Origin of the sequence: Pontixanthobacter luteolus (assembly GCF_009828095.1) — a bacterium.
GTDB lineage: Bacteria > Pseudomonadota > Alphaproteobacteria > Sphingomonadales > Sphingomonadaceae > Pontixanthobacter > Pontixanthobacter luteolus.
In genome coordinates this window covers 864,199-887,670 of sequence record NZ_WTYP01000001.1, presented here as the reverse complement: position 1 = coordinate 887,670, position 23,472 = coordinate 864,199, and the positions used below count along the sequence as shown (strand labels likewise).

Below are 23,472 nucleotides of genomic sequence, written 5' to 3'. Positions count from 1 at the left end.
TTCGCCGGACGGAGCACACAAATGTCTGAAGCACACAATCTGAATATCGCGCTCCTGATTGACGCCGACAATGCGAGCCCTGCTGGTATTGATCCCGTCCTGACCGTCCTTGCCGAACTGGGGCAAGTCAACATCCGGCGGGCTTACGGCAATTGGCGAAAGACCTCGCTCAAGGGCTGGATCGACCGGATGCACCGATATGGCATCGAACCTTCGCAGCAATTCGACCTGACGAAGGGCAAGAACGCGACAGACATGAAGATGACCATCGATGCGATGGACATGCTCTATCGTGGTCGCGTGCAAGGTTTCGGGATTATGAGCTCGGACAGCGATTTCATGCCTCTGGCCATGCGTATCCGGCAGGACGGGTATCCGGTTTATGGGTTTGGCGGTGCAAAAACACCGGAAGCCTTCCGCGAGGCATGCACACGTTTTATCGACGTGAACGCGCTGATAAAGGCAGAGAAGGAAGAGAAAGCAGAGCCTGCAAAATCAGGTCCTCTTGATGACGACCTGCTTCACCTGCTTTTCGATGCTTACAACGCCAGCAAGCGGGATGAGCAAGGCTATGCAAAGCTGTCGGAAGTCGGCCAGCGCGCCGGCAACAGGTCCAGTTTCGACACCCGCAATTATGGCTATTCGCGGCTGATAGACCTGATTGAATCGATTGCCAATTTTGCGGTCGAACGCCGCGAAAACGGTCAGATTTACGTCAAGCGGCTGCGGTAAAAGGCTCAAAAAAGGGCGCGGAAGTTAATCCGCGCCCTTCTTCAATTGGTTTTAGCTGTGATTAGCTGCTGGCTTCTGGAGCCGCATCCAGTGCTGGCTCTGCTTCCATCTGCGTATCCGCATAGGTCGACCACAGGCGTGCAACGTAAGCGCGCGCTCCGGTCACCTTGGCGAAGGTTTCCTTAGCTTCAGCAAACTTGCCCTGAGCTACCTGCGCCATGCCCATACGGGTCATCACGCGGTTGCTGTCGAGACCCGGCAGCGTTGCTGCGATCGCGTAAATCTCTTCAGCCTTGGCTGGTTCGCCGTACGAATAAAGCAAATCCGCAGCCACGTTCACGGCAACCGGCTTTGCACCCGGCTTCTTTGCGTCGCGCTCGTAGGCAGGCAATTCGGCCCGATCGGCGGAGAGGCGCGATTCCGAAGCGCTCTTCGCTTCAGCTACGAACGGGTCCGAGGTCTTCAGCACGCCTTTCGATACCGCTTCGTTCAGGATGCGCGAAACTTCGCCCGGAAGGCGGATCGCGTCGGCAGCCTGAATATAGTCAGAATAGTCACGGTCGCTGGAAAGGGCTCCTTTGGCCGCAGCCAGTCGGAGCAGATCCAGAGTGATGTCATCGGACATATCGAGGGTATTGCGCTGGACAGCGAAAGCGTTGGCCCAGTTCTTGTCACTCGGGTAATATTCGATGGCCTGCATCGACAGCGCGATGGCGTCTTCGACCAGATCATTATTATAGGCGACCGAGAAGCCGACGTCGATCCAGATTTCCGTAGGCACCTTTCCAGCGGCCGCCGCCTTGTCGATATTCTGACGAAGATATTTCACGCCTTCAGCATACTGGTCATTGTCAAAGTACGTGCTGGCAACAACCGAAACGAGATCCCCGGTGTAACCGGCATCAATTGCCTGAGCGAAGCGCGCCCGCGCCGCGTCGTAGTCACCAGCCTGGCGGGCAAACTCACCTGAATTTACCAGGTACTGCGGCAGTTCCGTAGCCGCAACCTTGCCACTTTCAATCATCATGTCGAAACCACGACGCTGCATAGCGACATCATCATTTTCGCGCCCAACATTGAACAGGACGCTGCCTGCGAGACGCTTGTCATCGTCGGTTTCAATCTGTTCAAGCATGCCCGGCACAGCAGCCTTGGCTGCCACGGGGTCGGCATTTTCACCGGTCAGCAACTCGTTGACAGTCTGATAAACCTTCACGAAATTCTTGCTGTAGTTCGCCTTTGGTGCGGATTCTTTCTTTTTCTTCTTCGCGGCATGGGCCGGCGCTTCGAATGCGACGAGACCAAGTGCGGTGCCACTGGCGAGCGCAATGGCCAGCGCCAGGCTGGAACCGGTGCGGCGCGAGGGTTTTGTGCGTGCGATTGCAAACATTAGGGGTGTCTCCCATTGATAAATTCGAAAAAGCCATCTTGGGGAAAATCCAATCTGGCGGAAACTACGTCTCACATACGGCGCAATGCCGTTTCATGCCGCGTATTGCAACAATTGGTAGCTGAAGCGTGCTGAATGGACATTGAACGCCCCTGAAAGCAGCCATTACCCTGATGATCCTAGGCAAGTGTGGAAAACCCTCGAATACGGGGCTTCGCAGGGCATAGTTTAGTGGCGGATGGGCGCGCATTCCCCTAGGCTCTCGAGGTTAGTTCTTCTGGCTTCATTGACCTGGAAAAGAGATACCTTGAGCGACGATACAGACACCATCACCCCGCCCGCTTCACCGCAAGAATATTCGCGGATCGACATCGTCGATGAGATGAAGACGAGCTACCTCGATTACGCGATGAGCGTAATTGTCAGCCGCGCACTCCCTGACGTTCGCGATGGACTGAAGCCTGTGCACCGGCGCATCCTGTTCGCCAGTAACGAAGGCGGCTTTGTTGCTGGCCGCCCCTATCGTAAATCGGCAAAAATCGTCGGCGACGTGATGGGTAACTATCACCCGCATGGCGACAGCGCGATTTACGACGCACTGGCCCGCATGACGCAGGATTGGTCGCTGCGTGTCCCCCTCATCGACGGTCAGGGCAATTTCGGTTCAATGGACCCCGATCCGCCTGCATCGATGCGTTATACCGAGGCCCGCCTGGCGAAGGTGGCCAATTCGCTCCTCGATGATCTCGACAAGGATACTGTCGATTTCGCGGAAAACTACGATGGTTCCCGCGAAGAGCCGACAGTTCTTCCTGCCCGTTTCCCGAACCTGCTGGTCAACGGTGCCGGCGGTATCGCGGTTGGTATGGCGACCAATGTCCCGCCGCATAATCTTGGCGAAGTAATCGATGGATGCCTCGCCTTCATCGAAAACCCTGGGATCACCTCGGAAGAACTTTTCGAAATCATTCCCGGCCCGGATTTCCCCACGGCCCCGCTGATCCTGGGCCAGTCGGGCGCGCGTTCCGCATACACGACCGGACGCGGTTCGATCCTCATGCGCTGCCGTCACGAGATCGAGACTAGGCGCGGCGACCGCGAAAGCATCATTCTTACGTCGATTCCGTATCAGGTGGGCAAGTCCAATCTGGTCGAGAAACTGGCCGAGGCAGCGAAAGAGAAGCGCATTGAGGGCGTTTCCGACATTCGTGACGAATCAAGCCGGATGGGTGTTCGCGTGGTCATCGACCTGAAACGCGACGCGACTGCCGAAGTGGTTCTCAACCAGATCTGGCGGCACACCCCTGCCCAGTCTTCATTCCCGGCAAACATGCTCGCCATCCGCGGCGGGCGTCCGGAAGTGATGAAGCTACGCGACATCATTCAGGCGTTCATTCAGTTCCGCGAAGAGGTCATCACTCGCCGCACCAAGTTCGAACTGAACAAAGCGCGTGATCGCGCTCACATCTTGCTTGGCCTGGTGGTCGCGGTGTCCAACCTGGACGAAGTCGTTGCCATGATCCGCAGCGCACCAAATCCGGCAGAAGCACGTGCAAAGTTGCGGGCCAAGGAATGGCCGATCGGTGACATTGCCCAGTACATCAAATTGGTCGAGGCAATCGAACCGGATTCCGATCAGGCAGGCGGAACTTATCGCCTTTCCGAACGGCAGGTTAAGGCGATCCTTGAACTACGCCTTCACCGCCTGACCGCGCTTGGCCGAGACGAGATCGGTGACGAGCTGAAAGAACTCGCGATCTCGATCGAGGCATACCTCTCCATTCTTGGCGACCGGGTTAAGCTATACGGCGTCTTGCGCGCCGAACTTGTCGAAATCCGCGAAAGCTACGCCACGCCGCGCATCACCGAAATTGCGCCCGCGTGGGACGGCCTCGAAGATGAAGACCTGATCGAACGCGACGAAATGGTCGTGACAGTCACACTCGACGGCTACATCAAGCGCACGCCGCTCTCGACGTTCCGCGCCCAGAACCGGGGCGGCAAAGGCCGCGCCGGGATGGCAACGAAAGACGAGGATGCGGTCAGCGAAATGTTCGTGACCAGCACCCACAATCCGGTGCTGTTCTTCTCCACGGCGGGCAAGGTTTACCGCTTGAAAGTCTGGAAACTGCCAGAAGGCGGACCAACCACTCGCGGCCGCCCGATCGTCAACCTCCTCCCTTCGCTCGGGGATGGCGAAACAATCCAGACAGTCCTGCCGCTGCCCGAGGATGAAGACAGTTGGGGCGCGCTCAACGTTGTGTTCGCGACATCGAAAGGCAACGTGCGCCGCAATTCAATGGACGCATTTGCCAACATCCCGTCGAACGGAAAGTTCGCGATGCGATTTGACGACGAAAGCGAAGACCACCTGATCGGTGTTGCTTTGCTCGAGGCTGGCGATGATGTCCTGCTCGCCTCCAGACAAGGCAAGGCAATCCGCTTTGGCGGCGAAGATATTCGCGAATTCCAGAGCCGGACCTCTACCGGTGTCCGCGGTATGCGCCTTAAAGACGATGACAGCGTGGTCTCGCTGTCTATCCTCCACGGCGGTTCGGCAACACCTGACGAGCGCGATGCCTATCTCAAGGTAGCACCATGGAAAGCCGACGATGACGCTCCTGAACTGTCCGCCGAACATGCCGAAATGGCAGAGGCTGAGCAGTTCGTGCTGACGGTCTGCGCCAATGGCTACGGCAAGATTTCCTCTGCCTACGAATACCGGAAGGCCGGGCGCGGTGGCCAAGGGATCACCAATATCGACAATATCAAGCGGAACGGCCCTGTGGTCGCCAGCTTCACGGCGACCAAGTCCGACCAGCTCATGCTGGTCACCGATCAGGCGAAACTAATCCGCATCGGCCTCGACACTCTGCGTGTTATTGGCCGGGCCAGTGCCGGCGTCAGGCTATTCAATGTTGACGATAAAGAAAAAATCGTCAGTGTTGCAAAACTGGATGAAGAAGAAGCACCCGAGAATGAAGCGGAGGATGCAGTGGTAGAAGAAATGGTCGGCCGCGATAGCGAACAAACCGTGCCGCATACTACCGCGCATAGCGACGACAACATTCCTGGGGAGCCTGACGCAAGTTGATTAAAGTCGACCCCTCGGGCGCCACATGCGGCGCATCGGTAACAGGGGTCGACCTTTCACATCCAGTTGAGCCGTCGGTGTTGGCGGAAATTCGCGCTGCATGGCTCGCACACAAGGTCTTGGCCTTTCCCGAGCAGAACCTCGATGATGATGCGCTTGAGCGCTTCACGCTGGAGATGGGAGGGTTTGGCGATGACCCGTTCTTCGAACCGATTCCTGGCCGCACCAACATCGCGGCAATTCTTCGGGAGAAGGACGAGACGTCACCGCTATTTGCAGAAAATTGGCACAGCGACTGGAGTTTCCTTGCTGTTCCACCGTCCGGAACCTGCCTTTCGGCAATCGACATCCCGCCAGTCGGTGGCGACACGCTGTTCGTGAACCAGACGGCTGCATTTGCCGCCCTTCCTGATGATCGCAAGAACTACCTACGTACTCTGACGGCGATCCACAGTGCCCGCGGCGCATATTCGCCTGATGGCTTTTACGGGAAGAACGACAAAGGCCGAAGCATGGCGATCCGGCCAGATGAAAGCGCGATGGCCACACAGACCCATCCATTGATCATCAATCATCCCGAGACCGGCGAGGAAGGTTTCTTTAGCTGCGCAGGATACATTGTCGGCATTGAGGGTATGTCCGATGCAGATGCGTTTGCCCTGCTGACGGAATTGCTCGAGTGGCAATCACGCGATGAATTTGTCTATCGCCATAAATGGCAGAGCGGCATGCTGATCATGTGGGACAACCGCTGCGTTCTGCACAAGGCGACAGACGGCTATGAAGGCCACCGCAGAGAGTTACACCGCACGACCATCGCTGCCCCGCCCGCCGCTTAATTCTCCGCGTCGAGTTCTTTCCTGAGCGTTTGCACCACGCCGGTCGCAATTAGAAACTGGCCAGCGTAATAAAGCGGCCAGATCAATAGCGCGTAGATCGCGGCACCGGACGGGTAACCGATCCTCGCAAATATCAGCCAGTCCGACACGACGAACAAGAGCGCGCCCAAGCCGACGCGGTAACGGGAAAAACGGCTCATCCACGCAGTTGCAGCCATTCCGCCAAGCGAAAGCCCGTAAAAGGTGATGCCCAGGTCGCGTGACAGCAACCAGCAGACCAGCGGCGTCAGGAGCAAAAGGGCGGCAGCTGCGGTTTTTTGTGATGATGTCGGATGTTCACGCCGATTGCCGAGATAGAGCGTCATCGCGGCGAGATGGGAGAGGAAAAACGCACCCCCGCCATATTCCAGACTGTATTCGATCAACACATCGCCCAGCGCCGACAGCGCCATGACAAGCGACAGGATCTTGGCATCACGTACCCCGCATCTTTGCCACGCATAAACAGCGAGCAATGCGGCGCCGGCCCCCTTCAGGCTGACCAGCAAGCCATCGCTCAGCGGCTCCGATCGAAGGAAGTAATATGCGACCGCCGCGAGCACGCTCGCAGCTAGCCAGGGTCTGTGTTCAACAAGTGCCCGTTTCGGCATAAAATCCTCCGGCGGCATTTGTGGACTTGATGAAGTGGCCAAGCAAGCACTAGGTGCGCGCAATGACCCATGATGTACACATAATTGGCGGCGGCCTCGCCGGGAGCGAAGCTGCCTGGCAGCTGGCGCAGCGCGGCGCGAAAGTTCGCATCTCAGAAATGCGCGGCGGCGGGGATATGACACCGGCCCACCAGACTGACGGGCTGGCCGAGCTTGTCTGCTCGAACAGCTTTCGCTCTGACGATGATGAGCGCAATGCGGTGGGCCTGCTGCATCATGAATTGCGCCGCCTCGACTCCATAATCATGGCCGCCGGTGAAGATGCCCGCGTGCCTGCAGGATCGGCGATGGCAGTCGACCGCGACGCATTCTCAGCCAATGTCGAACGTATCTTGATGGAGCACCCGAACGTCACCGTAGTTCGGGAACGTGTCGACGCATTGCCTGAAAGCGGGCTGACCATCGTCGCCACCGGGCCGCTTACCGCTGCCTCGCTCGCCGAGAGCATCGTAGCTGCCACCGGTCAGGACCGGCTGGCTTTCTTCGATGCGATCGCGCCAATCGTGCACCGTGAAAGCATCGACATGGATATTTGCTGGTTCCAGTCGCGCTGGGACAAAGGCGATGGCAAGGATTACATCAACTGTCCGATGACCAAGGACCAATATCTCGCATTCCATCAGGGTTTGCTCGACGGGGACAAGACCGAATTCAAGGAGTGGGAATCCAACACGCCATACTTTGAAGGCTGTATGCCAATCGAAGTGATGGCATCACGCGGCGTAGACACGCTCCGGTTTGGCCCAATGAAACCCGTCGGGCTGGATAATCCCAGAGACACCACACCGGAATTCCCCCAAGGGCGCTGGCCCCATGCGGTGGTTCAGTTGCGGCAGGACAACAAGCTGGGCACCTTGTGGAATATGGTCGGTTTCCAGACCAAGCTCAAACACGGCGCCCAGGTGGAGCTTTTCCGGACCATCCCGGGGCTGGAGAACGCTGAATTTGCGCGATTGGGGGGATTGCACCGCAACACCTTCCTCAATTCGCCGCTGGTGCTTGATCGCCAGATGCGCCTCAAATCCGCGCCGCACATCCGCTTTGCTGGCCAGATCACCGGCTGCGAAGGGTATGTGGAAAGCGCAACCGTCGGATTGCTCACCGGCCTGATGGCCGCGGCAGACCTTGCGGATCGTCCGTGGGAAGCGCCACCGGCAACTAGCGCGATGGGCGCCCTTCTATCGCACATCACGGGCGATGCCGAAGCGGAAACGTATCAACCGATGAACGTCAATTTCGGTCTTTTTCCGCCGCTGCACGACGTGAAAAAGAAGCAGCGCAAGGAAGCCTATACCAACCGGGCAAAGGACGATTTCGGCAAGTGGCTCAGCCGGATGGAATTGGCACCAGCGTAGCTGTCAACAACGGCAAGCTGGCTTCTTGCGTTTCGGTTTCGGCCGGGTCGTAGCGAACTCTTCAGCAGTCAGTTCCCGGTCGCCATTCGCGTCGGCACCATCGAACCGGGTGGCTGTTGCCACCGCCCATTCCTCGAAGGTTAGCAGGTTATTGCCGTCTTTATCGAGTTTACGGAAAGCATCCGAGCGGGTGGAAAGCATCTCGTTGCGCGAAATCTTGAGATCGCGGTTGCGGTCGTAACGGAAGAACCGGCGCTGCTCGCGAGAAAGCTCGGTCGCTTCCGGCGGGGTTGGGCCCTGCATGTCGCCAACATCGGCAGTCGGCAATGTGTCGGTATCGCCAGCATCGACCTGTTCGACAGGCTCAGGCGGCGGCGCTGCTTCTTCTACCTGCGCCCTGCCCTGCCACCAGAAAAGCCCAAGACTGACCAGTAGTAACGCGCCGAGCCCGCCAAGTAACATCCTGTTCATCGCCACCCCTTTCAGGCGGCAACTCTATACTAGCGACCGAACAATCCAAGTCTTGTAATCAAAAGGATTTCACTACGTCCGCGAATAAGCTCGGAACCGCCCTGTGCCAGTGAACGGATAGCCAACCGGTCGAGGATCGCAATCGAACGCAAGGCAAAGGGCATTCGGGAGGGCGCGCGCCCTGCCCCCTCTGCCTGTTCAAGTACGAAGGCGCGTTCATCCCCGTCGCTCACCCGTGCGGCAAGGTCGGCGAGAGCCCACCGCTGGCCGGCGCTGTATGCTTTCGATGCGTGATCTTGATTGCCGGAGAGACGGGCGACGGCCGCAAAGCATGCCGCACGGCCGGTCGCAAAGTCATTGGCGGCGCTGCTGGGCAATGGCGGTTCTGCCAGTAGAGCTTCCCATCCGTCTGCGAGACACTGCAAGGCGACTTCCTCGCCCGCCCAGTGCGCGGTAAGCTGCGCCAGAACCGGATCGCCGGCTGGCCGATCTTCCGCTTTCTTGCCCAGTTGGTCCCGCCACCATGCGATCCGCATCTGAGCCAGCATCGGTTCCTTGGCCTGGCTGACAAATTGCGAAAGGCGGCGATCCAATTCGAAGAAAGGAGCCAACACTTGCCTTACCCGAGTACCAGCATGTGCCAGCGCGAGCGATTGAGACAGGGGAAGTTGATCCGAATTCATGGCGCGCTCTGTTCACCAAAGCGCGGCATTACTCAATGCCGAAGTGGCTTAGTCGCAAGCGGAATCGCTGTTTCCACCGGTCAGGCCAGGGGTCAAATTGCGGTCGTCGCGGATCAGATACGCGGCTTCCTTGCGCAAGGTCTTGTCGCCCGAACCGAACGGGTTTTCAAACAGGGCCGAATATTCGTATTCGATCTCGACAAACATCACCGCTTGCCCGGAGCGGGCGCGTATTTCACTTGAAGTGTCACCCATGCCGGTAATCGGAGTGCCTGACAGACCGTTCTTGTCGGTGTCGTTTCCGTAATCGGAATCGACGTCGAGATCGCCTTGGCAGCGCTGCCAGGCAATGAACTGGCGGCCAGTGAAGTCATCATATTCGAGGCTGGACAAAATCACCCGGCCACTTGCCTCAAGGCCGATGGATTGTCCGTCGCGCAGTGCCCCGGCCAGAACTGCATCGACATTATCTTCCGTAATTGTCGGCGTCACACCGCTGTTGTCGGTTTGCCCGAGACGCGAAGCGTTATCGGCAAGCGAAAGCGCGATCTGGCTGACTGTCATATTGATGGTCGCCATACGGGCGATTTCGGTACCGAACAGGCCGAGTGTGAGCAGCACCGGCAATACCAGTGCAAACTCGACAATCGAAACGCCGCTTTTTTCCGCGCCGAGCCGTTTGAAAAGCCTCGCGGCACGCTGCGGTGCCTTAATGAGTGACAAGCCGAACATCAGTCACAGATCCCCGCTTCAGCGCCGTAGCTTGCCTGATCGGCAAATGGCTGGTTCTTCTTCACTGCTGACGAAGAGATTTTACGCTCGCTGGCACCGCCGGGCATGAACGGATTGGGAAAGAGCGGATCGTAGGTGACTGTGACCGTATAGATCACGACGTCGCCTGCTCCGCCATTGCCCGAGATACCGATATCCGAATCCCACTGCTCATTGCCGTTTTCATCGGTGTACGCTTCGGAATTGTCGCAAATTGCGTTGTCATTCTCGTCGTTCCAAGACTCCGGCCGTTCAACGTCTTCGAAGTCATAATAGCTGACCCGGCTCGACGTGACGGTGGCACCCGGCGCAACCGCCTGCACGGCTTCCTTGACCTTGGTGTCGGCGACTGTGGTGTTGCCCGTTTCCAGTGCAGACGAGCGCGCGGCGTCCTGTGTCGCGCCTTTCAGGATCGCGTTGGCATAAGCCATCTGGCCAAGATCAAACAGGCCCAGAAGCAGTGTCATGAACACAGTCACCATCAGGCCGAATTCCATGACCGTAGTGCCGCTCTCGTCAGAGCGCAGGCGCAGCCAAAAGGCCTTGCCCAACTTCAGGGTGCAGCTTGCGGCGATCATTGGACCACCCGCAATTCGCCAACATTCTTGGCAATTTCCTGGAATGCAGCGTTGAGCTGCGAAGCACTGGCCGCCGGGAATGCGCTATCTGTTGATGCGCAGGTTTCCAGATCGGTGGTCAAAGCCGATGCGAAGGCGATGACCCACACGCGGATACCCTTCGCCTTGGCCTGCTCGCACACGGTCAGAAAACGCTTCGCGTGGCGGCGGTTCTGGTCGGCATAGCCATTCGCGGTCACCCGGCGATCATGCCATTCGATACCGTATGCCGTGTAGGCACCGCTGCTGGTGGACATCTGACCATCGGTCATAAAGATGATGTGGCGTGATACTGCACTGCCATTGGCAGGTGCCGCAGTCACGTTGGCGGAGAAAACTCCCTCAGGCGAGGAAAGCCGTCCGCCCCAGATCATGCCGATGTCGTGATAGGTCGAACCTTCCGGCTGGAGCGAGTCTGCATACGCATCGAATTCGCTTTCGCTCATTTCGGTCAGAAGCTGTGCCTCTACCGGACAAGCGGCATAGGTTTTCGTGCCATAATCACTACGCGGGCTGGCGGAATAATAGCGCCCCGAAGAGTCAGTTGTCCGGTAATACGAGACTTCCGGCCACAGCGGACGCCAACGCGTGTCGTCGTCACTTGAATCCGGTATCAGATCGATATCGAGGTCGTAAGCATCCGACGGATCAAGGCCGCTGTTCTTCGAATAATGGAAGTTGTCCTGCTCCTTGGTGGAAGCTTCCTCAACGCAGCCCTTCCAGGTCGTCGCCACGTTTGAGCCATCGGTCCCCATTGGCACGTTAACCGCAGTTCCCGCGCGGTAAGCGGCGACGTTGTAGGATACTTCCTTGTATTCCCATTTGTCGAACACGGAGACAGACGTGGTGGTATAGATCGGATCTTCGATCGCGTAATCCGTATCGTTGAAATCGCGTTCCTGGTTCTGGCGGATAATGTAATACTTGCCACGGCTCTGCCGGTAGCAATCATAGATCGTCCGCTTCTGTGGCTGCGAAACCGTGGTTGAGGTTACGCGCTGGCCAGAGCTGTTGATTTCCGTGAGCGTGCTACTCGTGGTACCGCCATTATTGGTCCAGGCAGTGTTGGACGGCAACGCATCCTGGCAATCCTTGCTCTTGGCGTAGCGAGTGCTCGAATTGAAGAACCAGTTGCCGTAGTCGATATCGCTGTAGCTGGTTTCGCTGGAATAAACGGGCGCCTCATATCCAACGAGGGTTTGGTTTTCTTCCGTGGTAAATTGCGGTTCGCGTGACTGGTAGGTCCAGTTCTCGACCAAATATGCCGGGCTGACGTCAGTGATCAACTTACCGACGTTTGCAGAAGTGCTATATGGCACAAAGCCATAACGCACACGGGCATTGGTCCCGCTACGTGATGCCTCTACTGTATCGTAGAAATTCTTCATCGCAGTTTTCAGATGCGTAATGCGCTTCTGCGAATCATCCGATGTCGTCGCACCTGACAATGTCCAGTCCATAGACCCGGTGTTGTCCAGTACCATCACAACATCGCTGTTGCCGATCGACATCGAGGCCGAACAATTGACCGACAGGTCAAGCTTGGAAAAGCCGAACAGGTTCATGACAACCGTATCGACCGTTGTTTTCGCGACCCCGTTTACACGGTTGTCATTCTGAGCGGAGGTGGTGACGAAACTCGTATTTCGAGTGCCCTCATTCGCTTGGTTGAAATTGGTGTCGAAGTAATCTTCCGCCTGATTCTTGGCCGCAGTATTGAAACCGTCGTCACTGATCGCGCGGCGCCCCGCGAGCACGCCGGAATCGCAAGCATTCTGGAGACGGTTCTGGACCATGTAAGCGCGCGAGATATCGACGCCGCCGCCGACCATGCCAGCCATCGCAATCATACCGATTGCAGCGATGGGCATGATGTTACCACGCTTATCGTTGAGTAGCCGCAATACACCTTGCGGCATTGGATCTGCTCTGTGCTTCATGGATGTTCGGCCTTTTGTCATGACCCTGCCGAAATAGGGGCAAGGGTTTAACAATCTCTAAATCCGCTCTGCCCCCGCAAACATCGGATTAGTTGACCGCAAATTAACCATACCAATTCACCGCATCGCTACTCAGGCCGCGTAATGGCAGTGCAATGATCTCTAGAGATGTTCCTTTTGCGAGAGCTTCCGGCGTGCTTCGCCGGCTGGCCAAAGATCGCTCAGGCAACACGCTTGCCTTGCTCGCTGCGGCAATCCTGCCCCTGCTTGGGCTGGTTGGTAGCGGCGTCGATATGGGCCGCGCGTATCTGGTTTCGGCGCGGCTGCAGCAGGCCTGTGACGCCGGTGTTCTGGCGGCCCGTAAAAAGTTCGGCACCGAACCGACGGTGACGGGAATGATCCCGGCGGGCACAGCCGATATGGGCCAGCGTTTCTTCAATACGAACTTCCGCGATGGAATGTATGGCAGCGCCAACCGCGATTTCACCATGACGCTGGAAGGCGATTTCGCGATCTCCGGCACCGCATCGGCAGACGTTCCGACCAGTGTGATGAACGTATTCGGGTTCGACAACGTGCCGGTTGATGTGGAATGCGAGGCCGTGCTGAATGTCACCGCGCTAGACATTATGATGGTGCTCGATGTCACCGGGTCGATGCGGCACACCAATTTCGGCGACTCCTCTTCGCGGATCGACTCTCTCAAACAGACTATCCGCGGATTTCACGGGCAGCTCGAAGGTGCCAAGGCGCCTGGCGCTCTGATCCGATACGGCTTCGTGCCTTATGCGACCAACGTGAATGTCGGCAGCCTGTTAGAAGATTCGTGGGTGGCCGATCAATGGCTTTACCAAACACGCGAGGACACCGGTTTGCGTACGTCGGTCGCTGCAAAAACCATCTGGCGCAATTGGGAATATGTAAGCGGCGACCGCACACCATGGACACTTGTGTCCACCTATAATGCCACGTGGGTTCCGCCGGTTGGTTCCGATGAAGAGGGATATTACCGGTGTGAAGGCGCGCAACCTGCGAACACATGGACGTTCACGGATACCGTAGAGTCGACTGCAACCGATGTCGCAATCGACCCGCCTGGCGTCGAAACGATCGAATACACGCGTCGTGTCCAGAACGGCACGCGCTACGGCACATCGCTGAATGGGTCATCCTGTGAAATCAAGAAGGCGACGGATACGAATTTCGTCGAAACTTATGAGAAGGTCACATTCGTTCCTGCATTCGAAAAGATCATCTATGAGTACGACCAGTTTTCCAAGGATGTGTCCAACTGGCGTTCGGAAACCACAGGCTGCATCGAAGAACGCGCAACGACGCAGATTTCCGATTACAGCAACGTCGATTTCAGCAAGAATCTCGACCTCGACATAGACCTGGTCCCCACAGCAGGTGATCCCGACACACAGTGGAAACCGCGTTATCCGGAAATCATCTACGCACGATCAATCTCTAGCGACGGGTCCGGCGACTTCACGACCCCCAAGGTACGCACTGACGAAGAGTACGCGCAATCGGGAACCTGGTGGTTTTCAGACTGCCCGGCACAAGCACAAAAGCTGCAGGAAATGACCGCCGAAGAGGTGGACGCCTATCTCGCGACATTGCAGCCCTTCGGCGCCACCTATCACGATATCGGCATGATCTGGGGTGCCCGTCTGATCTCCCCTACCGGCATCTTTGCCTCGGAGAACGGTGATCAACCCGGTGAACCGAAAAGCCGGCACCTGATCTTCCTGACCGACGGACAGACCGAACCCTACGATCTCGCCTACGGCGCTTATGGCGTTGATGGCCTCGACCAGCGGCGGTGGGACAGCAGCGCCTCGCTGACGCTGGCGGAAACTATCGAAGCTCGTTTCGGTGTGGCCTGTTCGGAAGTGCGCAAGCGCAACGTGACGGTCTGGGTGATCGCATTCGGCACATACGCCAATCAGGCGATGATCGACTGTGCCGGTGCTGGCCGATATTTCGAAGCATCGAACGCGGCCGAACTGAATGATGCCTTCACCGCTATCGCAAAGTCGGTTGGCGATTTGAGATTGTCGCAATGATACGGCGCAGCCTCCAAGACCTGCGCCAGAATGAAAGCGGCGTATCGATTGTCGAGTTCGGAATGATCGCGCCAGTGCTGTCGTTGATGCTGATCGGGCTCTTCGATCTGTCCTACAACATGTATTCGAACACGATGTTGCATGGTGCCATCCAGCAGGCAGCTCGGGGCTCAACCATCGAAGGGGCTGTTGCCAGCGGTATTGATGCAAGGGTGACTGCCGCCGTCCGCGATGTGGTGCCCAATGCCAATCTCAGCTTCTCTCGCACGGCCTACGCGAATTTCACCGACGTTCAGCAGCCGGAAGACTATTCAGACCTTAACGGCGATTCCACCTGCAATGATGGCGAACCTTACGAAGACGCCAACAACAACGGCAGATGGGACGCGGATCGTGGAACCGCCGGCATGGGCGGCGCGCGCGATGCGGTCTTGTATGAAGTCACGGTCACCTATCCCAGAATGTTCCCCTTGGCACCGTTCATCGGCGTGTCGGAAACCGTGTCGACCAAAGCCTCGAGCGTGCTGCGCAACCAGCCATATTCGCTTGATACCGACACCACGGAAACCTTGAACTGCGTATGAGTAAGATGACCAGAATGCTCCGCCGCCTCAAGGGCGATACCGCAGCAGTCGCGATGACCGAATTTGCGCTTGCTGCGCCTATGATGCTGACGGCTGGTCTGTGGGGGTTGGAGACCGCGAACCTGGCTGTCACGCATATGCAGATCAGCCAGACCGCAATGCATATTGCCGACAACGCTTCGCGGATCGGCGACACATCCACACTGACCGACCGCAAGATTTACGAAACCGATCTGAACGATCTGCTTCTCGGCTCCAACATTCAGGCGGGTGAAGCGATCGACCTGTATGAATTCGGCCGGGTTATCATCAGCAGTCTCGAAGTCGATCCGGATGACCCCACAGGCACCCAGCAGTATATCCACTGGCAGCGCTGCAAGGGTCGGATGAACGTGAACTCCGGCTATGGTGACGAAGGCACCGGCAAAGGCGACCCTAGCTTCACCGGCATGGGCCCGGCCGGTCAGGAAGTGATCGCAATGGAAGGCGAAGCTGTCGTGTTCGTCGAAGTTTTCTACGAATATCAGCCGCTGGTGACCGATGCATTTATCAGCGACCGCCTGATCAAGGTGCATTCTGCCTTCAACGTTCGCGACAGCCGCGATCTGACGCAGATATACCAGTATGATCTGGCAAACCCCGACGCCGCGTCAGGTTGTGACACCTACGACGGATACAAATCCGTGCCCGAAGCCCGCTCGGAAGGTGGCGGCTGGGAATGGGATTTTGGCGGGGGCGTCACCTCCAGTTCGTCCGGCGGCAGTACCAGCACCAGCAGCGGTAGTTCTACAACTTCCGGAGGTTCGACCACCACAACGGGAGGTTCGACCACCACATCGGGAGGGTCCACTACAACAACCGGTGGCAGCACGACCACAAGCGGCGGCAGCACAACTACATCCGGCGGATCGACGACGACTTCTGGCGGCGGTGCATCGAGTGGCGGAGGCTCCAGCGGCGGCTCCTCCGGCGGCAGTGGTGGATCCAATCCGCCTTCTTGCCCGCTCTGGGAAAAGCTCCTGTTCCTGTGCTGACGTAACGCTGACAGTCAGACCTTGTAGCAGACCTTTTTCACCGCTTCGATGATCCGCGGCGTGTCGATCAGGGCCATCTTTTCAAGATTAGCTGCATAGGGCAGCGGCACATCCTCATTGCATACGCGGGTAACCGGCGCGTCGAGGTGATCGAAGCCTTCCTCCATGCAAATCGCAACGATTTCCGAAGAGATTGAGCATGTTGGCCAGCCCTCTTCCGCGATCACAAGACGGTTCGTTTTCGCCAGACTGTCAAGAACAGCCTGTTTATCCAGCGGCCTCAGCGTTCGCAGATCGATCACTTCCGCATCGATCCCTTCGCCCGCCAATTCCTCGGCCGCTTCCAGGGCCAGCCCGACCCCGATGGAATAGCTGACGATCGTGACATCGCTGCCTTCGCGCATGATCCGCGCCTTGCCGATGGGCAGGACGTGATCGTCCAGTTCAGGCAGTTCAAAGCTGCGTCCGTAAACCAGCTCGTTTTCGAGGAACACGACCGGATCCTCACAGCGAATGGCGGCTTTCATTAGCCCCTTCGCATCGGACGAATCATACGGTGCGATGACCACCAGGCCTGGAACGCTCGCATACCATGGGCCGTAGTTCTGGCTGTGCTGCGCGCCAACACGGCTTGCTGCGCCGTTGGGGCCGCGGAACACGATCGGACAGCGCATCTGGCCGCCGGACATGTAGTTCGTTTTCGCGGCAGAGTTGATGATGTGATCGATCGCCTGCATCGCGAAATTGAAGGTCATGAATTCGACAATCGGACGCAAACCGCCCATTGCCGCGCCTGCACCGATACCGGCAAAACCGTATTCGGTAATCGGCGTGTCGATCACTCGCTTCGGCCCGAATTCGTCGAGCAAGCCCTGAGTGACTTTGTAAGCCCCCTGATACTGGGCAACTTCTTCACCCATGACGAACACTCGCTCGTCCCGGCGCATTTCCTCGGCCATTGCATCGCGCAAGGCTTCGCGCACCGTCACGGTCGCCATATTCGTGCCATGCGGAATTTCAGGATCTCTCTTCGGCTCAGCCTTCACCGGCTTGGTGATTTCGGCTTCACTGGGTTCGCGGCCAATTTCCTTGCCCTCACCATCCGCTGCGTCCGCTGCCTTTGGGGCCTCGGCTGAGGCAGCTGATACGTCGCTCGCATCCTCGCCCTCGCCGGCAAGCATAGCGATCACGGTGCCGACAGCGACGTTTTCAGTGCCTTCTTCAACGAGGATCTTGCCAACAGTGCCTTCATCGATGGCTTCGAATTCCATCGTTGCCTTGTCGGTTTCGATTTCGGCCAGAATGTCACCAGGCGCAATTTCGTCGCCTTCTTTCACCAGCCATTTTGCCAGGGTGCCTTCTTCCATTGTCGGAGAAAGCGCGGGCATTTTCAGTTCAATAGCCATGGCTCAATACTCCTCCACCAGCACATCGGTGTAGAGTTCGGCCGCTTCCGGCTCTGGCGAGTTTTCGGCAAAATCAGCGGAATCGGCGACCCGCGAACGGATCGCCTTATCGATTGATTTAAGCTCGTCTTCGGTTTTGCCGTTTTCCATCAGGGCTTTCTTGATCGCCTCGATCGGATCATGGTGATCACGCTGTTCCTGGACTTCTTCTCGGGTGCGATATTTCGCAGGGTCTGACATCGAATGGCCGCGGTAACGGTAGGTATTCAGTTCCATCAATACCGGCCCCTTGCCGCACCGAACGTGGTCGAACGCCACTTCCGCTGCGGCGCGAACAGCCAGAACGTCCATACCGTTGACGTCCATGCCCGGGATGCGGAACGCTGTGCCGCGCCGATAGAATTCCGTTTCGGCGGAACTGCGGGTGACCGCTGTGCCCATCGCGTAACCGTTATTCTCGATCACGAACACGATCGGCAGGTTCCAGAGAGCCGCCATGTTGAAGGTTTCGTATACCTGCCCCTGGTTTGCCGCACCGTCGCCAAAATAGGCGAGGCAGAAGCCGCCGTCTTCGCTGTATTGATGGGCCAGCGCCAATCCGCCGCCAAGCGCAACCTGAGCACCAACAATGCCGTGACCGCCATAAAACTTATGCTCGGTCGAGAACATGTGCATCGACCCGCCCTTACCCTTCGAAATGCCAGCCTGCCGGCCCGTCAGTTCAGCCATGATCACATTCGGATCGATACCATAGGCGAGCATATGCCCGTGGTCGCGGTAACCGGTGATGACGCTGTCCTTGTCCTTGTCCAGCGCGCTTTGAAGGCCGATCGCGACGGCTTCCTGTCCGATATAGAGGTGGCAGAAACCGCCGATCAGGCCGAGGCCGTAAAGTTGGCCTGCCTTTTCCTCGAACCGCCGGATGAGCAGCATCTGCTCATAGAACTCCATCATCTCTTCGACGCTGGCGTCGTAGCGAGGGTTCTTTTCGTGCGCATCCTGCAAACTATGGAGGACAAAATCCCCATCTGTTGCCACCGCCTCTGCGGCCTTTGGCTTTTTCGTGGCCGGCTTCTTGGCTGGCGCTTTCTTTGCAGTTGCTTTGCTGGTCCGGGGCGATTTTGCCAAAGCGAAAATCCTCGACTGTTATTACCTGGGGAGGCGGTTCTAGGGCTTTATGCCTTTCACCAGCCTATAGGCGCATGACAGACGCAAGCGCAACGGCCCAAGACCGCGCTGCATACGAAATCGTAAAGGAAATTCAGTCCTGCGCTGGCAGAGTCAGCACGACTTCGTCAGGATGCACGACATTCAGGTTCTTGCGCAGCTCTTCGCCGACCAGGTCGGGATCGGCATTGGCCGGGTCGAGAAGATCGACACGGTTGCGAAGTGCGTCACGCTCTTCCGTCAGAGTGGCTATCTGTTGATGGCGCTGGTCGAGGATCTGCGAATTCTCGCTCCATGCAAGCAGTCCGCTCGGGCCTGCAATGGCAAGACCGGTAAGCAACAGGAGCACGGCTAAAGCCAGCCCCTGCGTCACCTGCTCCTTGGGGAGCGAGATCTTGTGTCCTTCAACCGTCATAATTCTCTTAGAATCATAGTTGATTCAGTGTTTCAAGCGTTAACTTGCTTGCACGTAAATTTTTCGATGGACCGAAGGGCACCGATTGCGTGCCGGAACTTTGACAAACCATGCCCGTATCCGCTATATAGTTTCTATTGAAACCAAATTCAGGATGACCAGATGCCCGATCTCTTTGAAAACCCCGCTGGCCTAGACGGCTTTGAATTCGTAGAATTCTGCGCACCGGAGAAGGGCCAGCTGGAACCGGTCTTTAAAGCCATGGGCTTCACGCATGTCGCGACCCATCGCAGCAAGGACGTCGATCTGTGGCGCCAGGGCGGTATCAACCTGATTGCAAATTACGAACCCCGCTCTGCCGCATGGTTCTTCGCCCGCGAACACGGACCCAGCGCGTGCGGCATGGCTTTCCGCGTCAAAGATGCCCGCAAGGCCTATGACCACCTGATCGCTCAGGGGGCAGAACCGGTTGCCAACGAACCCGGCCCAATGGAACTGAGCATTCCGGCCATTCGCGGTATTGGCGGGGCGATCCTGTATCTGATCGACCGCTATGCTGATGAAAACGGTGAAGGTCTGTCGATCTATGACATTGATTTCGAATATCTACCGGGCGTCGACAAGCATCCTGAAGGCGCCGGGTTCAAGATTATCGATCACCTGACGCACAACGTGTACAACGGGCGCATGGCGTATTGGGCAGATTATTACGAGCGCCTGTTCAACTTCAAGGAAATCCGTTTCTTCGACATCAAGGGTGAATATACCGGCCTGACCTCGAAAGCCCTGACGGCTCCTGACGGCAAGATCCGCATCCCGCTAAATGAAGAAGGCGAAGGCGGCAAAGGTCAGATCGAAGAATTCCTGCGCGAATTTAACGGCGAAGGCATTCAGCACATTGCGTTGATCTGTGACGACCTTGTGGCTTGCTGGGACCGACTGAAAGAATTCGGCGTTCCGTTCATGACCGCCCCGCCCACCGCCTATTACGAAATGCTCGAAGAACGCCTGCCCGGCCACGGCGAAGACCCGGAGGCACTGCAGGCTCGCGGGATTCTGCTCGACGGCACGACGGAAGGCGGCCAGCCCCGTTTGCTGCTGCAGATCTTTGCAGAAGCACAGGTCGGACCTGTTTTCTTCGAATTCATTCAGCGCAAGGGCGATGATGGCTTTGGCGAAGGCAACTTCAAGGCTCTGTTTGAAAGCATGGAACGCGATCAGATCAACCGCGGTGCCTTGAAGGTCGACAATATGGAGCCTGCCGAATGAATGATCATTCGCCCCACCCCATCAAGCTGGGCGGCGTTCACCATGCCGCCTATCGCTGCAAAGACGCCAAAGAAACTGTCGAATGGTACGGCAAGGTTCTGGGCATGGAATACACCTCCGCATTTTCGGAGGATCATGTCCCGTCGACCGGTGAGTACGACCCCTACATGCATGTCTTCCTAGATGCAGGTAACGGCAACATCCTGGCGTTTTTCGAGCTGCCCAATCAGAAAGAAATGGGCCGTGATGAAAATACGCCGGCATGGGTTCAGCACCTCGCGTTCCGCGTAGGCTCGGAAGAGGAATTGCTGGCAGCCAAAGCGCATGTCGAAAGCCTTGGCATTGATGTATTGGGGCCAACGCATCACGGCATCTTCAAATCGATCTACTTCTTCGATCCGAACGGTCACCGGGTCGAACTCGCGGCAGATATCGGCACCGACGATCAATATGCTGAGCTGAAAAAAGTCGCGATGCCGATGCTGGACGAATGGAGCGAGACGAAGAAGGCCCCTCGCCATGCGGACTGGCTTCATGAAATCGCCCGATCAGAACATGGAAACAAGGCTTGATAGCCGCGCTGGAGGGCTTTTGCCCACCATCCAGCAGGCCGACAAGCTAGGATCGGCGGCCAAATTTCGCCGCCGGAAAACCTTGTCGGAACCATGTGTATTGCACTTGCGTTAGGGGTCTAAACAGGGGACTCCATGCAAACCGTACCAGTCGCTCCGGGCGAAAACTTCGATACAACCGTAAACACTTTCGCGACCCTTCAGGACCAGTTGGTCGAGATGGGCGAAGGTATCGTGCGCGCTCTGCCGAACATGGCGATTGCGCTCGTCATTCTGGTGATCACGTGGATCTTCGCAAAATTTGCGGTCAGGATTGCTGATCGACTGATCGGCAAAACGGAGATGCGGCCGAGCCTCAAAAACCTGGTCGATACGCTGGTGAAACTGGCGATCTGGATTCTGGGTCTGATGATCGCCCTGACGGTCATGATGCCAGGCCTGACCCCGGCAAGCTTGATCGCGGGTCTCGGCATCGGCGCAGTTGCGATCGGTTTCGCATTTCAGGATATCTTCGAGAATTTCCTTGCGGGTGTTCTTATCATGTTGCGCGAGAAAATGCGTATCGGTGACGTGATCGAATGCGACGGGATCACCGGCAAGGTTGAACACATTACGCTGCGCGAAACCTATGTCCGCAAGCTTTCGGGCGAAGTCACGCTCGTCCCAAATTCAATGCTGTTCAAGAACCCGGTCGAGATACTGACCGACGTTTCGCAGCGACGCCATGAAGTGCTCGCCGGAGTATCATACGACACTGACCTGGATCAGGCAGCGGATGTGATCCGCAAAGCTGTAGAAAGCGTGGATGCCGTCGATAACGAAAAAGGCATCGATGTGTTTGCTTGCGAGTTCAATTCGAGTTCGGTCGATTTCAAGGTTCGCTGGTGGGCTGGATCGTCACCACGCAATGGTCATGAAAGCCGCGATGCGGTTATTCGTGCCATCAAGCGCGGTCTCGATGATGCAGGAATTGAAATCCCCTTCCCTTACATCACGCACACTTTCAAGGAGCGCGTGCCGATGGGTACGAGCCCCGGCGAAGCTGCCTGAGGCAAGTCCCCCGCGATCAGCAGGCGGCTGTGAAATGGGGCTGGTGAAGGCCCCGATTTTGCCTTAGCGAAATCATCTCATGCGATTTGAAAGCGACGCGTCATGACTGCCGAAACGCGCTACCTCACCAGTAGTCAGCAATATGCGCTGACTTTTGTCGCAGCAGTTGTGACCGCCAATGCGTATTACATCCACCCGATCATCGGGGAGGTGGCGGCCGATTTCGGAGTCAGCAACGCGCGTATCGGGCTGGTTCCTGCTCTTAACCAGATTGCGCTCGCGATTGGCATCTTGTTGCTGCTTCCTCTCGGTGACTGGTTCTCGAACCGACAATTGATGATCCTGTTTGTCAGCGGCCAAACTGGCTCGCTGATGCTCATGACGTTCGGCACAAGCTTCACTCTGTTCGTTGCCGGATCGACATTGCTCGGGTTTTTCACGATCGCGCCATATCTGTTGCCGGCCTACGCATCGAAACGTGTTCCGCCGGAAAAACTCGGCCAGGTTACTGCTCTGCTCACCGCCGGCGTGATTTTCGGAATCTTGCTGGCCCGCGTTGGCGCAGGCATAATCACGGAACTGTACGGGTGGCGGACCGTCTACTGGATCGCGACCAGTTTCATGGTGATTGTGACCGCGCTGCTGCCGTTCCTGCTAGAGAAACGGTCCGATGCTGCCCGGCCAAGTTCCACCTACGTCCAGCTACTCTCCTCACTCGGCTCGCTCGCCAAGTCGCACCGCGAAGTGATCCTTTCAGGCGCGATCCAAGGGCTCAACTTCGGCGCATTCATCGCCTTGTGGCTGGGTCTGGCATTGCATCTGACAAGCCCCGAAATGGGATATGGGGTCGATACCGTCGGCTATCTTGCAGGCATCGCCGCAGTCAGCATCCTTTCCACACCTCGCCTTGGGCGATGGGCGGATATGGTCGGCCCGCGAAAGGCCCGGCTGACTTTCGGTTTGATCCAGGTTGCAGGCCTCGCCCTGCTCTATCCGCTTGGATTTTCTCTGATTGGCATTTGCATTCCGCTGGTGATTGGCAACCTTGTCGGGCCCGGCGTAGATGTGACTGGTCGAATGACGTTTTTGTCGCTGGCACCCGAACTGCGCACCCGACTAACCACGATTTACGTGGTGATGATGTTCATCGGAGGGGGCGTCGGCAGCTTCCTCGGAACCGCAGTGTATGACCGGTTCGATTGGGCCGGCACAACAGCATTGCTCGTTCTCATGTCAGGAGCGGGCGCTGCCCTGTCCTATGTCGGATGGAAGAAGTTTGGTGACTGATCACGTCTGCCGAC

Annotated in this window: 21 protein-coding genes; 11 read left to right on the top strand and 10 right to left on the bottom strand. The window is 57.3% G+C overall.

All coding sequences use genetic code 11. The features are described from left to right. Positions 1 to 21: 21 nt before the first annotated feature. On the top strand, positions 22 to 732 hold the full coding sequence (locus GRI43_RS04210; protein ID WP_160729817.1) for an NYN domain-containing protein: 711 nt from the start codon (positions 22 to 24) through the stop codon (positions 730 to 732). 61 nt (positions 733 to 793) lie between these two features. Here GRI43_RS04210 and GRI43_RS04205 read toward each other — a convergent pair whose 3' ends face one another. Further along, entirely contained in the window at positions 794 to 2,122 is a 1,329-nt protein-coding gene (locus GRI43_RS04205) for a hypothetical protein (RefSeq protein WP_160729816.1), read from the bottom strand. A gap of 307 nt (positions 2,123 to 2,429) precedes the next feature. Between GRI43_RS04205 and gyrA the strand changes: the two genes are divergently transcribed. Both gyrA and GRI43_RS04195 read left to right on the top strand, forming a co-directional pair. Then, complete coding sequence (gene gyrA / locus GRI43_RS04200) at positions 2,430 to 5,216, top strand: DNA gyrase subunit A (RefSeq protein WP_235903602.1); 2,787 nt, start codon at positions 2,430 to 2,432, stop codon at positions 5,214 to 5,216. After that, complete coding sequence (locus GRI43_RS04195) at positions 5,213 to 6,055, top strand: TauD/TfdA dioxygenase family protein (protein WP_202391585.1); 843 nt, start codon at positions 5,213 to 5,215, stop codon at positions 6,053 to 6,055. Before gyrA ends, GRI43_RS04195 begins: the two co-directional genes overlap by 4 nt. Here GRI43_RS04195 and GRI43_RS04190 read toward each other — a convergent pair. Beyond that, on the bottom strand, positions 6,052 to 6,705 hold the full coding sequence (locus GRI43_RS04190) for a lysoplasmalogenase family protein (protein WP_160729814.1): 654 nt from the start codon (positions 6,703 to 6,705) through the stop codon (positions 6,052 to 6,054). The two genes, GRI43_RS04195 and GRI43_RS04190, sit on opposite strands and share 4 nt — an antisense overlap. Positions 6,706 to 6,767: 62 nt before the next feature. Between GRI43_RS04190 and trmFO the strand changes: the two genes are divergently transcribed. After that, complete coding sequence (gene trmFO / locus GRI43_RS04185; RefSeq protein WP_160729813.1) at positions 6,768 to 8,120, top strand: methylenetetrahydrofolate--tRNA-(uracil(54)-C(5))-methyltransferase (FADH(2)-oxidizing) TrmFO; 1,353 nt, start codon at positions 6,768 to 6,770, stop codon at positions 8,118 to 8,120. A 3-nt stretch (positions 8,121 to 8,123) separates the two neighbouring features. Here the strand turns inward: trmFO and GRI43_RS04180 are convergent, their stop codons facing one another. Genes GRI43_RS04180 through GRI43_RS04160 form a run of 5 tightly spaced genes read right to left on the bottom strand, consistent with a single transcriptional unit; the run spans position 8,124 to position 12,533 of the window. After that, positions 8,124 to 8,591: an EF-hand domain-containing protein gene (locus GRI43_RS04180; protein WP_160729812.1), complete on the bottom strand. Its 468-nt coding sequence runs from the start codon at positions 8,589 to 8,591 to the stop codon at positions 8,124 to 8,126. Between the two features lie 29 nt (positions 8,592 to 8,620). Beyond that, positions 8,621 to 9,274 (bottom strand): hypothetical protein, encoded by a 654-nt coding sequence (locus GRI43_RS04175; protein WP_160729811.1) that lies wholly within the window; start codon positions 9,272 to 9,274, stop codon positions 8,621 to 8,623. Between the two features lie 48 nt (positions 9,275 to 9,322). Then, positions 9,323 to 10,006, bottom strand: coding sequence for a TadE/TadG family type IV pilus assembly protein (locus GRI43_RS04170; RefSeq protein ID WP_160729810.1), 684 nt, complete (start codon positions 10,004 to 10,006; stop codon positions 9,323 to 9,325). Next, positions 10,006 to 10,623, bottom strand: a complete 618-nt coding sequence (locus GRI43_RS04165) for a TadE/TadG family type IV pilus assembly protein (RefSeq protein WP_160729809.1) — start codon at positions 10,621 to 10,623, stop codon at positions 10,006 to 10,008. Before GRI43_RS04165 ends, GRI43_RS04170 begins: the two co-directional genes overlap by 1 nt. Continuing rightward, positions 10,620 to 12,533, bottom strand: coding sequence for a Tad domain-containing protein (locus tag GRI43_RS04160; RefSeq protein ID WP_235903601.1), 1,914 nt, complete (start codon positions 12,531 to 12,533; stop codon positions 10,620 to 10,622). Before GRI43_RS04160 ends, GRI43_RS04165 begins: the two co-directional genes overlap by 4 nt. Positions 12,534 to 12,757: 224 nt before the next feature. Between GRI43_RS04160 and GRI43_RS04155 the strand changes: the two genes are divergently transcribed. The 3 genes from GRI43_RS04155 to GRI43_RS13840 are packed head-to-tail and all read left to right on the top strand — an operon-like array spanning position 12,758 to position 16,292. Continuing rightward, positions 12,758 to 14,674 (top strand): Tad domain-containing protein, encoded by a 1,917-nt coding sequence (locus GRI43_RS04155; RefSeq protein ID WP_160729807.1) that lies wholly within the window; start codon positions 12,758 to 12,760, stop codon positions 14,672 to 14,674. After that, positions 14,671 to 15,258, top strand: coding sequence for a TadE/TadG family type IV pilus assembly protein (locus GRI43_RS04150; RefSeq protein WP_160729806.1), 588 nt, complete (start codon positions 14,671 to 14,673; stop codon positions 15,256 to 15,258). Before GRI43_RS04155 ends, GRI43_RS04150 begins: the two co-directional genes overlap by 4 nt. Next, positions 15,255 to 16,292 (top strand): TadE/TadG family type IV pilus assembly protein, encoded by a 1,038-nt coding sequence (locus GRI43_RS13840; protein ID WP_202391584.1) that lies wholly within the window; start codon positions 15,255 to 15,257, stop codon positions 16,290 to 16,292. Before GRI43_RS04150 ends, GRI43_RS13840 begins: the two co-directional genes overlap by 4 nt. 14 nt (positions 16,293 to 16,306) lie before the next feature. Here the strand turns inward: GRI43_RS13840 and GRI43_RS04140 are convergent, their stop codons facing one another. The 3 genes from GRI43_RS04140 to GRI43_RS04130 all read right to left on the bottom strand — a co-directional run bounded on the left by GRI43_RS04140 (position 16,307) and on the right by GRI43_RS04130 (position 19,280). After that, the gene (locus GRI43_RS04140; RefSeq protein ID WP_160729805.1) at positions 16,307 to 17,698 is read right to left on the bottom strand and encodes a pyruvate dehydrogenase complex E1 component subunit beta; all 1,392 of its coding nucleotides are present in this window, start codon (positions 17,696 to 17,698) and stop codon (positions 16,307 to 16,309) included. 3 nt (positions 17,699 to 17,701) lie between these two features. Beyond that, a complete protein-coding gene (gene pdhA / locus GRI43_RS04135; RefSeq protein WP_160729804.1) occupies positions 17,702 to 18,826 on the bottom strand; it encodes a pyruvate dehydrogenase (acetyl-transferring) E1 component subunit alpha in 1,125 nt (374 codons plus the stop codon). 133 nt (positions 18,827 to 18,959) lie between these two features. Further along, positions 18,960 to 19,280, bottom strand: coding sequence for an FtsB family cell division protein (locus tag GRI43_RS04130; RefSeq protein WP_160729803.1), 321 nt, complete (start codon positions 19,278 to 19,280; stop codon positions 18,960 to 18,962). Positions 19,281 to 19,442: 162 nt separating this feature from the next. Between GRI43_RS04130 and hppD the strand changes: the two genes are divergently transcribed. The 4 genes from hppD (at position 19,443) to GRI43_RS04110 (ending at position 23,458) form a co-directional block, all read left to right on the top strand. Further along, positions 19,443 to 20,549 (top strand): 4-hydroxyphenylpyruvate dioxygenase, encoded by a 1,107-nt coding sequence (hppD, locus tag GRI43_RS04125; protein WP_160729802.1) that lies wholly within the window; start codon positions 19,443 to 19,445, stop codon positions 20,547 to 20,549. Then, the gene (locus GRI43_RS04120) at positions 20,546 to 21,121 is read left to right on the top strand and encodes a VOC family protein (RefSeq protein ID WP_160729801.1); all 576 of its coding nucleotides are present in this window, start codon (positions 20,546 to 20,548) and stop codon (positions 21,119 to 21,121) included. The genes hppD and GRI43_RS04120 overlap by 4 nt, the downstream gene beginning before the upstream one ends. 135 nt (positions 21,122 to 21,256) lie before the next feature. Beyond that, complete coding sequence (locus GRI43_RS04115) at positions 21,257 to 22,171, top strand: mechanosensitive ion channel family protein (RefSeq protein WP_160729800.1); 915 nt, start codon at positions 21,257 to 21,259, stop codon at positions 22,169 to 22,171. A gap of 102 nt (positions 22,172 to 22,273) precedes the next feature. After that, on the top strand, positions 22,274 to 23,458 hold the full coding sequence (locus tag GRI43_RS04110; protein ID WP_160729799.1) for an MFS transporter: 1,185 nt from the start codon (positions 22,274 to 22,276) through the stop codon (positions 23,456 to 23,458). Positions 23,459 to 23,472: the final 14 nt, after the last annotated feature.

What these genes read in the sequence shown, in the direction of transcription:
- GRI43_RS04120 (WP_160729801.1), top strand. Translation starts at nt 20,546, where the DNA reads ATGAATGATCATTCGCCCCACCCCATCAAGCTGGGCGGCGTTCACCAT.
- GRI43_RS04140 (WP_160729805.1), bottom strand. Translation starts at nt 17,698, where the DNA reads ATGGCTATTGAACTGAAAATGCCCGCGCTTTCTCCGACAATGGAAGAA.
- GRI43_RS13840 (WP_202391584.1), top strand. Translation starts at nt 15,255, where the DNA reads ATGAGTAAGATGACCAGAATGCTCCGCCGCCTCAAGGGCGATACCGCA.
- GRI43_RS04170 (WP_160729810.1), bottom strand. Translation starts at nt 10,006, where the DNA reads ATGTTCGGCTTGTCACTCATTAAGGCACCGCAGCGTGCCGCGAGGCTT.
- GRI43_RS04155 (WP_160729807.1), top strand. Translation starts at nt 12,758, where the DNA reads ATGATCTCTAGAGATGTTCCTTTTGCGAGAGCTTCCGGCGTGCTTCGC.
- GRI43_RS04175 (WP_160729811.1), bottom strand. Translation starts at nt 9,274, where the DNA reads ATGAATTCGGATCAACTTCCCCTGTCTCAATCGCTCGCGCTGGCACAT.
- trmFO (WP_160729813.1), top strand. Translation starts at nt 6,768, where the DNA reads ATGACCCATGATGTACACATAATTGGCGGCGGCCTCGCCGGGAGCGAA.
- hppD (WP_160729802.1), top strand. Translation starts at nt 19,443, where the DNA reads ATGCCCGATCTCTTTGAAAACCCCGCTGGCCTAGACGGCTTTGAATTC.
- GRI43_RS04205 (WP_160729816.1), bottom strand. Translation starts at nt 2,122, where the DNA reads ATGTTTGCAATCGCACGCACAAAACCCTCGCGCCGCACCGGTTCCAGC.
- GRI43_RS04180 (WP_160729812.1), bottom strand. Translation starts at nt 8,591, where the DNA reads ATGAACAGGATGTTACTTGGCGGGCTCGGCGCGTTACTACTGGTCAGT.
- GRI43_RS04165 (WP_160729809.1), bottom strand. Translation starts at nt 10,623, where the DNA reads ATGATCGCCGCAAGCTGCACCCTGAAGTTGGGCAAGGCCTTTTGGCTG.
- GRI43_RS04160 (WP_235903601.1), bottom strand. Translation starts at nt 12,533, where the DNA reads ATGCCCATCGCTGCAATCGGTATGATTGCGATGGCTGGCATGGTCGGC.
- GRI43_RS04110 (WP_160729799.1), top strand. Translation starts at nt 22,274, where the DNA reads ATGACTGCCGAAACGCGCTACCTCACCAGTAGTCAGCAATATGCGCTG.
- GRI43_RS04210 (WP_160729817.1), top strand. Translation starts at nt 22, where the DNA reads ATGTCTGAAGCACACAATCTGAATATCGCGCTCCTGATTGACGCCGAC.
- GRI43_RS04190 (WP_160729814.1), bottom strand. Translation starts at nt 6,705, where the DNA reads ATGCCGAAACGGGCACTTGTTGAACACAGACCCTGGCTAGCTGCGAGC.
- GRI43_RS04130 (WP_160729803.1), bottom strand. Translation starts at nt 19,280, where the DNA reads ATGACGGTTGAAGGACACAAGATCTCGCTCCCCAAGGAGCAGGTGACG.
- GRI43_RS04115 (WP_160729800.1), top strand. Translation starts at nt 21,257, where the DNA reads ATGCAAACCGTACCAGTCGCTCCGGGCGAAAACTTCGATACAACCGTA.
- GRI43_RS04150 (WP_160729806.1), top strand. Translation starts at nt 14,671, where the DNA reads ATGATACGGCGCAGCCTCCAAGACCTGCGCCAGAATGAAAGCGGCGTA.